This is a genomic window from Ruegeria sp. O6, from assembly GCF_056535045.1.
In genome coordinates this window covers 1-14866 of record NZ_JBQERM010000005.1, presented here as the reverse complement: position 1 = coordinate 14866, position 14866 = coordinate 1, and the positions used below count along the sequence as shown (strand labels likewise).

General features: G+C 53.9%; 13 protein-coding genes. 11 read left to right on the top strand and 2 right to left on the bottom strand.

From position 1 onward, the window contains the following. Together ACR0DY_RS08280 and hisG are read left to right on the top strand one after the other, a co-directional pair. Positions 1-1089, top strand: a complete 1089-nt coding sequence (locus ACR0DY_RS08280) for an ATP phosphoribosyltransferase regulatory subunit (protein ID WP_480547467.1) — start codon at positions 1-3, stop codon at positions 1087-1089. After that, complete coding sequence (gene hisG, locus ACR0DY_RS08275) at positions 1086-1775, top strand: ATP phosphoribosyltransferase (protein WP_480547469.1); 690 nt, start codon at positions 1086-1088, stop codon at positions 1773-1775. The genes ACR0DY_RS08280 and hisG overlap by 4 nt, the downstream gene beginning before the upstream one ends. Here the strand turns inward: hisG and ACR0DY_RS08270 are convergent, their stop codons facing one another. Continuing rightward, entirely contained in the window at positions 1776-2207 is a 432-nt protein-coding gene (locus ACR0DY_RS08270; RefSeq protein ID WP_480547471.1) for a DUF1489 family protein, read from the bottom strand. A 114-nt stretch (positions 2208-2321) separates the two neighbouring features. Here ACR0DY_RS08270 and ACR0DY_RS08265 point away from each other — a divergent pair, with 114 nt between their 5' ends. The 9 genes from ACR0DY_RS08265 to ACR0DY_RS08225 all read left to right on the top strand — a co-directional run bounded on the left by ACR0DY_RS08265 (position 2322) and on the right by ACR0DY_RS08225 (position 14535). Continuing rightward, a complete protein-coding gene (locus tag ACR0DY_RS08265; RefSeq protein WP_480489016.1) occupies positions 2322-4604 on the top strand; it encodes an adenosylcobalamin-dependent ribonucleoside-diphosphate reductase in 2283 nt (760 codons plus the stop codon). A 300-nt stretch (positions 4605-4904) separates the two neighbouring features. Further along, positions 4905-5204, top strand: a complete 300-nt coding sequence (locus ACR0DY_RS08260) for a hypothetical protein (protein ID WP_480898101.1) — start codon at positions 4905-4907, stop codon at positions 5202-5204. Between the two features lie 189 nt (positions 5205-5393). Next, positions 5394-6569 (top strand): hypothetical protein, encoded by a 1176-nt coding sequence (locus ACR0DY_RS08255; RefSeq protein ID WP_480827081.1) that lies wholly within the window; start codon positions 5394-5396, stop codon positions 6567-6569. Next, on the top strand, positions 6562-8346 hold the full coding sequence (locus ACR0DY_RS08250; protein WP_480547475.1) for an ATP-binding protein: 1785 nt from the start codon (positions 6562-6564) through the stop codon (positions 8344-8346). Before ACR0DY_RS08255 ends, ACR0DY_RS08250 begins: the two co-directional genes overlap by 8 nt. Before the next feature lie 538 nt (positions 8347-8884). Continuing rightward, entirely contained in the window at positions 8885-9343 is a 459-nt protein-coding gene (locus ACR0DY_RS08245) for a hypothetical protein (protein ID WP_480474019.1), read from the top strand. Between the two features lie 190 nt (positions 9344-9533). Continuing rightward, entirely contained in the window at positions 9534-11294 is a 1761-nt protein-coding gene (locus ACR0DY_RS08240) for an adenylate/guanylate cyclase domain-containing protein (RefSeq protein WP_170556818.1), read from the top strand. A 303-nt stretch (positions 11295-11597) separates the two neighbouring features. Then, positions 11598-13160: an arylsulfatase gene (locus ACR0DY_RS08235; RefSeq protein WP_480898098.1), complete on the top strand. Its 1563-nt coding sequence runs from the start codon at positions 11598-11600 to the stop codon at positions 13158-13160. Between the two features lie 126 nt (positions 13161-13286). Beyond that, a complete protein-coding gene (locus ACR0DY_RS08230) occupies positions 13287-13676 on the top strand; it encodes a DUF4345 domain-containing protein (protein WP_170582982.1) in 390 nt (129 codons plus the stop codon). Between the two features lies 1 nt (position 13677). Next, complete coding sequence (locus ACR0DY_RS08225) at positions 13678-14535, top strand: DUF302 domain-containing protein (RefSeq protein ID WP_170582983.1); 858 nt, start codon at positions 13678-13680, stop codon at positions 14533-14535. A gap of 93 nt (positions 14536-14628) precedes the next feature. Here the strand turns inward: ACR0DY_RS08225 and ACR0DY_RS08220 are convergent. Then, positions 14629-14866, bottom strand: a 238-nt coding sequence (locus ACR0DY_RS08220) for a hypothetical protein (RefSeq protein WP_480898095.1), incomplete at its 5' end; no start/stop codon positions are given.

The window sequence follows — 14866 nt, the reverse complement described above, 5'->3', positions numbered from 1 at the left end:
ATGCCCAACCGTTCCCAGATACAGGCCCGCGCCGCGATGATGCGTGTCCGGTTCGAGGCTGCGGGCGCGCAAGTGGTGGATACGCCCCTGTTGCAACCCGCTGAAATGTTGCTGGACCTTTATGGCGAGGATATCCGCGCCCGCGCCTACGTCACCTCGGACGCGTTGCGGGGCGAGCAGATGCTGCGCCCGGACTTCACCCTACCCGTTGTTCAGATGCACATGCGGGACGGGGCCGAGCCTGCGCGCTATACCTATTCAGGTGAGGTGTTCCGCCGTCAGGAACACGACCCGGACCGGTCGAACGAGTATATTCAGGTGGGGTACGAGGTGTTTGACCGCGATGATCCCGCTGGTGCCGATGCCGAAGTGTTTTCGCTGATGGCGTTGCAACTGCGCGGGCTGCCCCTGCGTGCAGCAACCGGGGATATCGGCATCCTGACCGCCGCTGTCGAAGGGCTTCGGACCACAGACCGCCGCAAGGCGGCGCTGATGCGGCACCTGTGGCGGCCGCGCCGGTTCCGTGCGCTGCTGGACCGGTTTGCAGGGCGTAAACCGGGGCCCGAAGGCCGTGACGCGCTTTTGGACGCGGACGACCCGATGGCGGTTGATGTTCCGATGATCGGCAAGCGCCGCGGGCCCGAGATTGCCGACCGGATCAAAGCCCTGCGTGAAGATCGCGCTGCGCCGCCGATCTCTGACAATGAACTGGCCGGGTTGGAAACGCTGCTGAATGTGCGTGAAACCATGCCCTTCGCGTTGGAACAGCTGAGGGATGTGGCAGTGGATCTGCCGCAGATCACCCCGGCACTGGACCGATTGGAGGCGCGGATCGCAGCCCTGCAAGCGCGTGGCGTCGACGTCGCCCGGCTGGATTTCGAAGCGTCTTATGGCCGGACATCGATGGAATATTACGACGGGTTTGTCTTTGGGTTCTACGCCGAAGGCCGTCCCGACCTGCCGCCTGTCGCCACCGGTGGGCGCTATGATGCGCTGACGCGCCGTTTGGGGGATGGGGCCGAAATCCCCGCGATCGGCGGAGTGATCCGCCCGGACCTGATGCTTGAAATCGAGGAGGCCGCGCAATGAGTGTGAAACTGGGCGTGCCCTCGAAGGGCCGGTTGATGGAAAAGACCGTCTCATGGTTCGAAAAACATGGCATCATGCTGTCCCGCAACGGCTCGGACAGGGAATATGCGGGTAGGGTTGACGGGATTGACGGCGTCTCGCTGGTTCTGTTGTCGGCGGGTGAGATTCCGCGCGAACTTGCGTCGGGCCGTATTCATCTGGGCGTCACCGGCATCGATCTGGTGCATGAGAAGCTGCCACGCTGGGAACAGCAGGTCGAAGAGATTGCGCAGCTGGGCTTTGGCAAAGCCGATCTGATCATTGCCACACCCGCCTGCTGGGTCGATGTGGACACGCTGGACGATCTCGATGCGGCGGCAGCAGCATTTCGCAACACCCACGGCCACCGGCTGCGGATCGCCACCAAATATCACCGACTGGTGCGGGAGTTCCTGACCGACGCGGGCGTGGCCGACTACACTCTGGTCGACAGCCAGGGAGCGACCGAAGGTACGGTCATGAACGAAACAGCCGAAGCAATTGCCGATATCACCTCCTCAGGTGAAACCCTGCGGGCAAACCACCTCAAGATCCTGTCGGACGGTCTGATCCTGCAATCGCAGGCCACGTTGTGGCGCAGCCGGGTTGCAAAGGTCGACGCGGCGGATAAGGCGGTTCTGACGGAAATGCTGGATCGGCTGCGGTAACTACAGCACACCGATATCCGCAAGGGCGCGGTTCAGATCATCGGGCAGGGTGTCATCCTGCGCGCGCCCTTTCGGAAGGTCGGCTGGTGTATCTTCGGGCTTCAGGTATCGCCAACCCTGAAACGGGCGTTTCAAGGCGTTCTGGGTCCGATGTACGTTAGGGTCGAGAACGATGGCGCAGCGGCGGATACCGTCCTCGCCGATCACCTCATCCAGGCGCAGAATGCGCTGACGGCACTGTACGACACCTTTGATGACCCAATAGATTGATCCGCCATTCAGAATCTCGGCATCACGTTTGGGCCACATGCGGGTTACGTGGCGCGGATATCCGTCCTCATAAAGCGGCATTCGGCTGTCCTGCCACGCGATCAGAGAGTCCACGCTTTCCGAACCAACCGAAAGTTTGATGAGGTTCACGTATTTATCCACAGCTTTCCCACAGAGTCGTCCCTTTGCTATCTATCCATTGTAGCTCAGGATTGGCTTTCATCAAGGTGTAGTGGGTGTTAGTCTGGATACCTCTTTCAGCACAGGGAATCACCAATGAGCCGCTTTGCCGCCCCCATCGCCGAGCAGATCTGGGACATGAAATACCGCTTCAAACAGGCGGATGGCACGCCCATCGATCAGACGGTTGAAGACAGCTGGCGACGCATCGCCCGTGACCTCGCGCGGGTCGAGGACGACCCGGATCATTGGGAAGACAGGTTCTACGAGGCACTGGAAGATTTCAAATATCTGCCCGCCGGGCGCATCACTGCTGGCGCAGGCACCGCGCGGCAGGTGACACTGTTCAACTGCTTCGTTATGGGCACCATCCCCGACAGCATGGGCGGCATCTTTGACATGCTGAAAGAGGCCGCGCTGACCATGCAGCAGGGGGGCGGGATCGGCTATGATTTCTCGACCATCCGCCCGCGTGGCGCGGATGTGAAAGGTGTGGCGGCAGATGCCTCTGGCCCGCTCAGCTTCATGGATGTGTGGGACGCAATGTGCCGCACAATCATGTCCGCGGGCTCGCGCCGGGGGGCGATGATGGCCACCATGCGCTGTGATCACCCTGATATCGAACAGTTCATCACCGCCAAATCCGACCCGGCCCGCCTGCGCATGTTCAACATGTCGGTGCTGGTGACCGATCCCTTCATGGAGGCGGTCAAGGCCGACGGCCCGTGGGAGTTGCAGTTTGACGGCAAGATCTATCATACCGTTCAGGCGCGCGATCTGTGGAACAAGATCATGCAGGCCACATATGATTATGCTGAACCGGGCGTGATCTTCATCGACCGCATCAATCAGGCCAACAACCTGAGCTATGTTGAAACCATCGCCGCGACGAACCCCTGTGGCGAACAGCCTCTGCCGCCGTACGGGGCTTGCCTGCTGGGCTCGATCAATCTGGCGCGGCTGGTTGCCGAACCATTTGGGGATGCCGCGCATCTGGATGAACCGGCGTTGCAGGAACTGGTCGCGACAGCCGTGCGCATGATGGATAACGTCGTGGACGCCTCGAAATTCCCGCTGGCCGAGCAAGAGGCGGAAGCGCAGGACAAGCGCCGCATCGGGCTGGGCGTGACGGGTCTTGCGGATGCGCTGCTGATGCTGGGCCTGCGCTATGGGTCCGACGAGGCGGCGCGCCAGACGGAACGCTGGTTGCACGCAATCGCCCGCGCCGCATATCTGGCCTCGGTCGATCTGGCTAAGGAGAAAGGCGCGTTCCCCCTGTTCGACGCCGAGAAATATCTGGCCAGCGGCACAATGCAGCAAATGGATGACGACGTCCGCGATGCGATCCGCGAACATGGTATCCGCAACGCTCTGCTGACCTCGATTGCGCCCACGGGCACGATTTCGCTTTATGCCGGGAACGTGTCGTCAGGGATTGAACCGGTCTTTGCCTATGCCTACACCCGCAAGGTTCTGCAAAAAGACGGCTCGCGCACCGAAGAAGAGGTCGTGGATTACGCCGTTCAGATGTGGCGCGACAAGTTTGGCGACGCAGCTCTGCCGGACTATTTCGTCAATGCCCAGACCCTGACGCCGTCGGATCACGTCAAGATGCAGGCGGCAGCGCAGAAATGGATCGACAGCTCGATCTCCAAGACCATCAACTGCCCGGAAGATATCAGCTTTGACGCATTCAAGGATGTCTACATGCAGGCCTGGGATCAGGGCTGCAAAGGGTGCACGACCTATCGCCCCAACGATGTGACCGGCTCGGTTCTGACCGTTTCGGAAAGCGATGACAAGGTGCCGGGGGAAAGCGCGAATGCGCCTCATGAAATTGAAGGCGGCGACGTCATCTACATGTCCGAACCGCTGGATCGCCCGCAATCGCTGGAGGGGTCGACCTACAAGCTGAAATGGCCCGATAGCGAGCACGCGATTTATCTGACCATCAACGACATCATCATCTCGGGCCGCCGCCGCCCGTTCGAAGTGTTCATCAACTCCAAGAACATGGAACATTACGCCTGGACACTGGCGCTGACGCGGATGATCTCGGCCGTGTTCCGTCGGGGTGGGGACGTGTCCTTTGTGGTCGAAGAGCTGAAAGCCGTTTTCGACCCGCGCGGCGGGGCGTGGGTCAAAGGCAAGTATATCCCATCGATCCTGGCCGCGATCGGGGGCGTGATCGAACAGCACATGGTCGCCATCGGCTTTCTGGAAGGCGAAGGGATGGGGTTGAAATCCGATCCCCAGGCGCAAGTGGTGAACCTGGACGCGCCACGTGGCAAAGCCTGCCCGTCCTGCGGTCAGTACGACATGGTCATGATCGAAGGCTGCATGACCTGCCGCAGCTGCGGTCATTCCAAATGCGGATAGGTATGAAGCGCTGCACAAATTGTGTGGGTGGGCATAAATAGCCCATAAGGTTGATTTTTGCGCCCATTTGAACGGTCTTTAATGCCCGCAGATTCTTAAGACTTTGAAATAAAATAAAAAAGATTCCTGTAGAGTTCTGAGATTGTTCTGCGTTAGGCGACAGTCGATAACATTCGCGCTATTGACCAAGACCAGAAAATCTCAAGACTGTGGCCATGGAACCAAATCGTCTCATACGCGTCACACGCAAAAGCTGACCAGAATGTTGTACTTGCCCAGCAAAACCGCTCGGGCAGTTCCATGGCTATCGGATACCGAATTGATGAAAAACAATCGCCTATCGAGGAGTCCCCTCAGTACTCCGAATTGAACGCTCGATTTTCCCGTTTTCTGCTGGACTTCCGAAAGGAAAAACTCGCGCAGCAACTCGCCGGAGACGACAAAAACCGTGACGAGATTACTCGCGGAGACTTTCAATCATTCAAAGCGCGGATGACTGAGGGATTAGAACTAACCGATTACGATCTAGATCGTATTCACCGCCGAGTATTGTCTGTACTTCTCCGCCCCGAAGCGGGCTCTGAGCTACAAGACGAATGAGGCCGGAAGGCGTGAAACTGGCGTGTAGACCAATCTGACGTTCACACAATCAAGTAAACCAGTTCTCGGTTCAGTGTGACGCTCTGTGGCGTGGTCGAAGATTCCGTATGTCGATGCCAAAACAAAACGTTAGAACGGTCGACGCGAAAGGCCAACCAACAGACAGCTTTTACTTGTGGGCAGTGCAGCATGAAAGTATCACTGCGACATTTGCTGCGGAGTTTGAATGTGACTAAAATTAATAGAAGCGACATTTACGACAAAAACCTGAACTTTCTTATCGGCTCAGGTGCCTCACACGGGTTGTTGCCGACACTTGAACTTGAAATTTTAGAAGCAGATACCTTTGAAAAGCACTCTCTAGAAAGTTTGGCAACATACTTTGCAGACAACGAAGAGATTCACGCACTGCTTTTCTCTTACTACGTTAGAAACGTGATCGAACCGGCATCAGCATTTAACGCCAGAGATATCTCTAAGCTAAACGACAAAGGTAAATTGGTTGTAGAAAACTATGAACGCTTTCTTGGGTCCATTTTAGAGTTGCTTGGAAAAAAGGACGCATTCAACAGAGCGAATATTTTCACGACCAATTACGACGGCATGGTTGCACATGTTGCAGAGCGACTGATGCATTCACCGCAGACTGATTTTGTTCTCAATGATGGTGCCGTTGGGTTTGTCAAAAAGGTACTACAAACTCGTAACTTCAATCGATACGTCAAAGATCAAGGTGTGTTCGATAGGCACGAAAAAAGTATACCTCAAATCAATCTGATCCAGTTGCACGGCTCAGTGTATTGGTACAAGGATCGGGACAAAATTGAAGTATCCTACAACCGCATCCGCGCGGTTCGCCGGATGAAATCGGTTCTTGAAATAGTTGAGGAAGAATTTGACGAGGCCCTGCTGAACGAGCTTCTTAATGAAAATGACTTAGAGGAAATTGAGGTCGAAGTAACGCCGGAGCAGATCGAAGAGTTTTGGGAAAAGTATAAAACGCTTCCGATAGTTAATCCGACAAAATGGAAGTTCCACGAAACCGTATTCGAGGAGCATTACTACCAATCACTCAGAATGCTGAGTTACGAGCTCGAAAAACCGAACTCGGTTTTTATTGTGTTTGGGTTTTCGTTCGCTGATGAGCACATACTAAGTTTGGTGAAGCGGTCACTTTCGAACCCGTCCTTGCAAGTATTTATCTGTTGTTTTTCGGACGGTACGAAGGCTGACCTTGAGAAGAAATTCGAAGGATTTGGAAACGTAGAGCTCATAAGAGTTGACGGCAGGTTAGATTTTACGGCTTTCAACAATGAAGTATTCTCGACTTCACCCGCAACGACTGAGGGCGATCCGGATGATTGAGATCGGCGAAGTCATAGCGGTAGTTGGCGTCGAGATTACAATTCGGGCCAACGAGAGTTCCAACCTTGAGACACATTTCTATAAGGGTGAAGCCTTCAAAGGTGTGTCTATCCGGGAGTTCATCAGCATCGGCCACGGGTTTCGCGAAATCGTTTGCATCGTCGAAGGTGAATACCTCGATGAAAAGTTTGTCGACGGCGACGGACCCAGCGCCCAGCATGTACGCAAGCTAAAAGCTCGCCCTATTGGATACTTTGAGGATGACTCTTTTTTCGATGGCATCAAGTTTCTGCCAAAGATCGGCGACCTTGCGAAGCTTGTTCCCCAAAGAAAAGTTGAAACCATCTTTGAAAGGCGACAGCACGAAGGCATTGTAATCGGGAAGCTTCTGAAAGAAGACTTGCCAATTTATTTGCCGTGGCAAGACATTTTTAATACTCACATTGGGATATTCGGCAATACAGGCAGCGGGAAATCCAACACTTTAGCCAAGCTATTCACAACTCTGTTCGACGAGAAAGTTGATGCAATGCAAGGCAAGAGTAGATTTGTATTCTTGGATTTTAACGGGGAATACACCGGCGATCAGCTTGTCGGAGCCCCGTACAAGACAGTGGTGAGATTGAGGACCAAGGGCGAACCTCTGGACTACTTCACGTTGCGAAGCGAGGAATTCTGGGACGCTGAAACTCTAGGAATACTGTTTCAGGCGACCGCAAATACTCAAAAACCGTTCTTACGCCGTGTAGTATCGGGTCGAAACAAGTACGCCAACATCGAAGACAGTCTTTCGCGATACTTGCGAGCGACCTTTGAACGGGTGCTAAAATCAAAGGACCCGAGCCTTGAGGCCCTTGAGCAACTGAAGCACCTAGCTCGAACAATCGACCCAGACGGTGAACTCACGGAGTCGCTCGAAAAAGTTGGTTTGCAGAGGGGCTCCAACATTGAAACCTTTCATTTTATTGTCGGGCCACAGAACTGGCAGTTTCTGAGTAGCAATGAGGAGTTTGTGGAATCCGAGTTCTTGACCAAGGTCGATGATTTGGATGTTGACCTACTAGAAGGGTTTGATGAATTGCAGGTTCGGGCATCGCTCCAAATTATTAGAGACGTGCTAAGCGGTTCCGCGCAATACGACCATATTCATCCTCTCTTGCGGCGAATTGAATCGCTTAAAGGCGATCTCCGAAAGGTCATAAGTGTAACTGAGGACGCAAATCTACCACAGCAGACCGTCACGGTGATCTCACTCAGGGAGACAAAGCCAGAGATAAAGAAGATCCTGCCAATTTTAATCGCCAAACACTACTACGAAATTCACAAGGATATTCCGAGTTCTCCGCCGACATCGACGGCCCACCTAGTAATCGATGAAGCCCATAACATTCTGTCTACGCAATCTGCCCGAGAAGCCGAAAGCTGGAAGGACTACCGCCTTGAGCTCTTTGAGGAGATTATTAAGGAAGGACGGAAATTTGGTTTCTTTGTTACTCTTGCCAGTCAAAGACCGTCGGATATTTCTCCGACCATAGTCTCGCAGGTTCACAACTATTTCATTCACAGACTTGTAAATGACAGGGATTTAGCCTTGCTGGACAATACGATTTCGACGCTCGACGCAGTGTCCAGAAGCCAGATTCCGACGTTGCCAAAGGGGGCGTGCGTAATAACTGGCACGACATTTGATATCCCCATGCTGCTCCAAGTTGAGAAGCTGAGCAACGAAAGGGAACCTGACAGTAGGGATGTTGATTTGACAAACCTATGGGGATGAGGAACCCAAACCGCTTGCTTTTCGAACTTGCCTCTACCGAACCTCGAGATTAGTAAAATCGTCGGTGCGGGTATGGTGTGAGCGAGCCCCCTGATCCGGGCCGTAACGGATGTTGCCGCCAGTACATTGGCCAACTTCTGCGTTCGATGTTTCGTTTCTTCCTGCGCGTTCAGACAGTTATGAGTTGGCGGTCGACTTTCGCCACCTCACGTTTAAGTGGCTGAACGCGCCTCGGCGCAAGAGTGTACCACGAATGCCGCTTTGGGCTGTCTTTTGACTTTGCAAAGTCAGCTTTCTGTGCTGCGCCGGAATTCGTACAGGTCGCAGCATTCGGTAGGTTTAGAGTCGACTTGGCCATTCTCCGCGGCCTGCATGAATAGCTGGTCGCAGCCCAAAGCGGACCTTCATCACTAAGCTTTGCAATCTCTGAGATGCGGGACGAAGCTGACTTTTCAGGTCCGGCTATGCGTTCCTTTCCTAGCAATAAATTTCGTAGTCTCTATCATGCTGGTTTTGCCCCACTGTCGAAGGAAACAACATGTTGCGTTCAATGCTTATCCCCGCAGTTCTCTTTGCGCCTCATTGTCTGACTGCTGCAGAGAAAGTGTCGGCAACGAACTTCTATGTCGTCAACCAAGAGCAAATTTCCGCGGGCGAGGACGTGTTCTGGAAAGAGGACAACTATGGGACTTATACCGTTGACGAGGGACCAATCGATCCTGGTTTTGTCCGGTGCGTGGGCTCGGGTTTCGGCGGACCCAGCGGTGTCAGCGGCGGTGGCGTCTGTGTTTATGGTGAAGAAGAGGACACGTTCACCATGAGATGGGAGGTTGTTGCCTTCGGCGTCAACAACTGGCGGATTGTTTCCTCCACCGGCAAATATTCGGGGATGACTGGAAGTGGAACGACCAAAACACGTGTGGCGTCAAAACTCCTGGCGCTACCGCACCGTATTTCTGACTGGGAAGGCGAGGTTGCCTTGCCCGCTAGGGATTGAAACTCGAACTGAAATGGTCGGGGATGATGCTGATTTGAAAGGTTGGCAAAGCCCGCATTGGGCTTGTTGTCGCCTTTCGTTACTTTTCACATTAATGACCGGTGGCAGCCCGAAGCGGACATTCTCGAAAGTTGGCACACTACTGCCGAACTTGATAGATTCGAAAAAAGGTTGCTATTGGGAAATGCGCATGACACGCCGACTTGCCGCCATACTTGCCGCCGATATGGTCGGCTACTCACGGCTTATGGCGGCTAACGAGGCGGGAACACTTGCTCGTCTCAAAGACCTACGACGGGACATCATCAATCCAAGTATCGAAAGTGCCGGAGGTGAGATTATCAAGCTTACTGGTGATGGCCTGTTTGCACTTTTTAGCTCGGTCGTTTCTGCCGTTGAGGCCGCAGCGACGCTCCAGAAGGCGCTGCACGCCGCCGAAGCCGAGAGCCCCACCGAAAGCCGGATCAGCTTCCGAATAGGGTTGCACATTGGAGACGTAATCTTGGACGAGGGCGACATTTATGGCGAGGGTGTTAATCTTGCCGCAAGACTCGAAGGCATCGCTGACCCAGGCGGTGTCATACTGTCTGACGACGCATGCCGGCAGGTTCGAGGCAAAATCGAACACGACATCATAGACCTTGGCGAAGTAGCGCTCAAAAACATCTCCGAGCCAGTTCGCGCCTACAAATTGGCGATGGAGGGCAAATCAGATTCCACGCAAAACCAATCTCAACCCACTGACAAACCCTCCATCGCTGTCTTGCCCTTCCAGAACATGTCCAATGATCCAGAACAGGAATACTTCTGTGACGGCGTTTCCGAAGACATCATCACAGAGCTCTCGCGCTTTCCCGAGCTTTTCGTCATCGCCCGCAACTCCTCATTTTCGTTCAGGGGTCGCCCCGTCACCCATATAGATATCGCTCGAGAACTCGGTGTTCGCTACATGCTAGAGGGTAGCCTCCGTCGAGCCCAAAACCGCGTACGCATTACTGCCCAACTCATCGACTGCACAAATGGAGCCCATGTTTGGGCCGAGCGCTACGACCGCACGCTAGACGACATCTTCGCGTTACAGGATGAGATTACACGCAGCGTGGTCGGCGCCATCGCCCCCCAGATATCCATTGCCGAAATAGATCGCGCGTCTGTGGCTCGAGATATCGACTTCAACTCCTACGACCTCTCGCTACGTGCAATGGCGATCTTCTACGCGGGAGGCTTCTACTCTCAGGATAAGTTCGATGAGGTCATATCGGTCTCTGATCGCGCCATTGATCTCGACCCGCGCAACGTCCAGGCCCATTGGATCAAAGCGTTTGCCTACCTGATGCGTTATCTATACCAGTTCGATGAGGACCCCACCGAAAACCTGGGCCTAGCTGATAAAAGCGTTGAACCTCTGTTTCTTGGTGGTCAACTCGACCCGCGCGCCTTATGCGTTCGCGGTATGGTTCGTCATTTCCGTGGAGATTTTGACGGGGCCAACGCCGACTTCAGTTTGGGCTTCACACTGAACCCGAACTTTGCCCGGAACATCTTCTTCATGGCCTGGCATGAATCTTTGGTCGGCCGAACCACACAGGCGCGCGAACATGCCCACCTTGCCCTCCAGCTTTCCCCACGCGACACTGACCTCTGGGTAGGAGACGCCTATCTGGCGCTCGCCCAAGCTGCCTTCGCCGACGCTGATTTTGAAGACGCAATGCGTTGGGGTGAGCACGCCATTCAGATGACGCCGCGTGCGCCGATCCGCCGGGCTCTTATGATCGCCAGTGCCGCCCACCTCGGGCGCGCCGAAGCAGGCCTGCCACATGAGCAGGCGCTGGCGGATTTCGCCCCAGCGTTCCTAGACAGCATTGTCTCCGGAGCTTTGATCCTCTTCCGTCTACCCGAACACAATGCGCTTTTGGTCGAAGGCTTGAAGAAAGCTGGTGTTAAGCCGTAGAGTTGGTCAGGATGCCAAAGCTCGAAACTATCGCAGACAAATCGTGCCAAGGGCCAATCCAATTTTAGCGCAATGTCCTCGAAAGGTTCTAAGCAATCGCTCATTGCTTCAATCGGCGACGATTGTTTCCAGCCCAAAACGGACATTCAACCCAGGACTTTGCAATTCCGGCTTGGCGGGCTTTTTGGTCGAAGAAATTTCTTGCACCAAGGTGCTGAGCCCAAAAAGTTAACAAATAAGACCGTTCCTCTAAGCCGATGTTTTTCCTATGGTTGGTAAGAAGTACCAAGTCGGGAGGTCTTAATGAACAAGCTTATCTCAGTAACGGGTGCCGTCTGCTTTGCTTTCACTGGAGCTTGGGCCGACGAACATACCCCGCCCAACATTCTTGTCATCATGGCAGATGACGTAGGTTGGGCGAGCGTCGGCGTTTACCACGGAGGTGTCAAAAGCATCGAGACGCCGAACTTGGATCGCCTCTCCTCTGAGGGTGCTCGTCTCACAGATTATTATGCCGAGCCAAGTTGTACTGCCGGTCGATCAGCTTTCATGACCGGACAATTGCCAATACGGACTGGTATGCACACGGTTGGACTGCCGGGAGATCCGGTAGGTTTAAACCCAGATGACCCAACGCTTCCGATGTTCCTGAAAAAGTTGGGGTATACGACGGGGCAGTTCGGAAAAAACCATCTAGGCGACCTCAATGAGTTCCTACCGACTGCAAAAGGTTTCGACGAGTATTGGGGTTGGCTCTATCACTTGAATGCTATGGAATATACGTCTGATCCGGATTGGCCAGACGACCCAGAATTCAACGCGCAATTTGCGCCTCGCAACATCATTCATTCATTTGCAACAGAGGAGGTAGACGAAACAGTCGACCCGCGATTTGGAAAAGTCGGGAAGCAGCGCATTATTGATGACGGGCCTGCGCCTCCTGAGCGCCAAAAGACTTTGGATGACGAAGTGACATCTCACACGAAGGACTTCATTTCTCGTGCAGTAGAGTCGGACACTCCGTTTTTTGTCTGGATGGCTCCAGCCCGTGCACACGTCTGGACCCACCTCAGCCCCGAATACGAAGCTATGTTGGGCAATGGGCGCGGACTTCAGGATGTTGTCATGAAGGAGTTGGACAACAGCGTTGGTAACGTTCTCAGCCACCTTGAGGATCTGGGAGTCGCCGATAATACCATAGTGATGTTCACCGCAGACAATGGCCCGGAAACACTGACGTGGCCTGATGGTGGTACGACACCGTTTCATGGGGAAAAGGGTACTACTTGGGAAGGTGGCTTTAGAGTTCCTGCGATTATTCGCTGGCCGGGCAAAATTCCAGAAGGTCAAGTCTTGAATGGCATCTTCAGCGGAATGGACTGGATGCCAACATTTGTAGCTGCGGCTGGAGGTCCGACAGATCTAAGAGAAAAGCTCCTAGAGGGATATGAAGGCTATAAAGTGCATCTCGATGGCTACAATCAACTATCTTACCTGACGGGTGAGGATGAAGAGAGCAATCGCCGCGAGCTGATTTACTATCAGGGTACAGACCTCCAAGCAGTACGCTACAACGATTGGAAAGCGCACTTTGTCGTTCAAAACCACGGCTGGTCAGGCCCGAAGGAAGAATTGGTCGCCCCCTTGCTTTTCAACCTCCGCCGCGATCCCTACGAAAAAGCTGCGGAGGAAAGCGGTATGTACGTCCGCTGGATGGGTGAGAAAATGTGGGCATTCGGCCCAGCCGCCCGGTTAGTGCAGGCACATCTCGCTACTTTCGAGGAGTTCCCTCCGCGCGGGAAGCCGGTCGCCAATCAAGACCATGTTGAAGAACAAACATCAACCGAAGGCGGCATCTCTCAGTAGAGGAAGCGAGGCAACCAATACGCCTTTCCCACCGCAGCGTGGGCATCCGGCTCGGATCATCGGATGCCCAAAATAACCGACTAGGAATTTCGCAAAAAGCGAAACCTCTACGAGAAGGAGTCCTCCATGAGTGCTAGATTAGTCCTTCTGCTTGCTGCCGTCGGCCTCGTGCCAATTGCGTTGTCATACGGTCTGATGCCCGGCCGTTCGATCCCAGTTTTGCTGGGATTTCCAGTGGAAGGGACGAACCTGACGCATGTTTTCCGAGCGATTATGGGTCTTTACATGGCAAACGCTCTGTTTTGGTTGGCGGCTGCTTCGAAACCAGAGTTACAACGCCCCGCGCTGTGGGTTCTATTTTTGTTTATGTCAGGACTGGCCGTTGGGCGCATACTAAGCATCCTTATCGATGGAGTTCCGAACGGGGTACTTCTCTTTTATCTTGCAGCCGAGATAGCTTTTGCAGCTCTGGCGGCGGTTTCTCTGAAAAAAGTACGAGGAAACAGGAAGTGGTAAAATGGTGAGGTCTGGCTTTGTTTTCTCGATGATCGCAACTTTATCAGTTTCGGCATCCGCTTTTGCACAATCTTCATCTGTCCAGACCGCGGTGGACGAAAACTTCTTAGAGCTTGAGACTGCCGTTTCCGAAGCGGGAGCTGCTCCAATCGCATCGATAGATCACGCGCGCCTGGCCAAGGCCGAAGGCGTCGAAATGCCAGCATCTCGTGTACTCGTTTTCTCTGATCCAGAGGTAAACACACCTATACTGGAGGAGAACGTACGTGCAGGTCTGGACCTTCCTTTTCGCGTTCTTTCATTCGATCAGGATGGTCGACCGCAGATCGAATACACAGACTCTCAGTTTCTCAAAGTTCGGCATGGTCTAATCAATACCCAAGCGTTGAATGCATTTGAGAACAAGTTGCTCGAAGTCCTGAACGACTTGGATGCAGCACCAGCGCCGACCAAAGGATTAGTTGCAAACCATGGCATCATCGAATTGCGATCTGAGCTCAGCGTTCCAGAGGCAGTGGAACGTGTCAGGACAGCTGTGATGGGACAGGACGATACAGTCTGGTTTGGGGAGATCGATTTTGCGGCCGAAGCGTCCCAACTGGGGACGGAGCTGCCGGATGCTGTTCTCTTGCTATTCGGCGGACCAGCGCCCGGTGGTGTGGCTATGGCGGACTTTCCGGCAATTGGTTTGGATGCCTTTTGCCAAAAACTATTGGTTTACGCGAATGAAGAAGGCGGCTCCGTAGTCATTTTCAATGACATCGCTGCTTTGGCGGAGTTGCACTACGGTTCTTCAGCCGAACCTCATCACGGTTTGAACAAACGGCTGACGGAGACATTTCGCAAGGCAATTGAGTAGCCGCTGTTAGGAAAACGCAAAAAACCTTTGCCGATTGGCCATCTTTTCGTCGTCCGCTTTGGGTTGATTTCAGCGGTTCTCAACGCAACAGGCCTACCACGCTTTGGGCCGTTCGTAAAACTTTGCAAAGGCCGCTTTCTGCGCATTGCTGTAATTGGAGCTTCGCGCGGCATCAGTCAATTTGAACTCGGTAACGACCGTCGCTGACTTCCGTATATGTGGTTGTCCGCCATCAGCACCCATGGAACAGACTAGGTTGATTGCGTAGCGGAGGATTTCAGGCTCATCGTAACCATCAGAGAGTGGAGATGAGAATGAAATCCGGGAAACA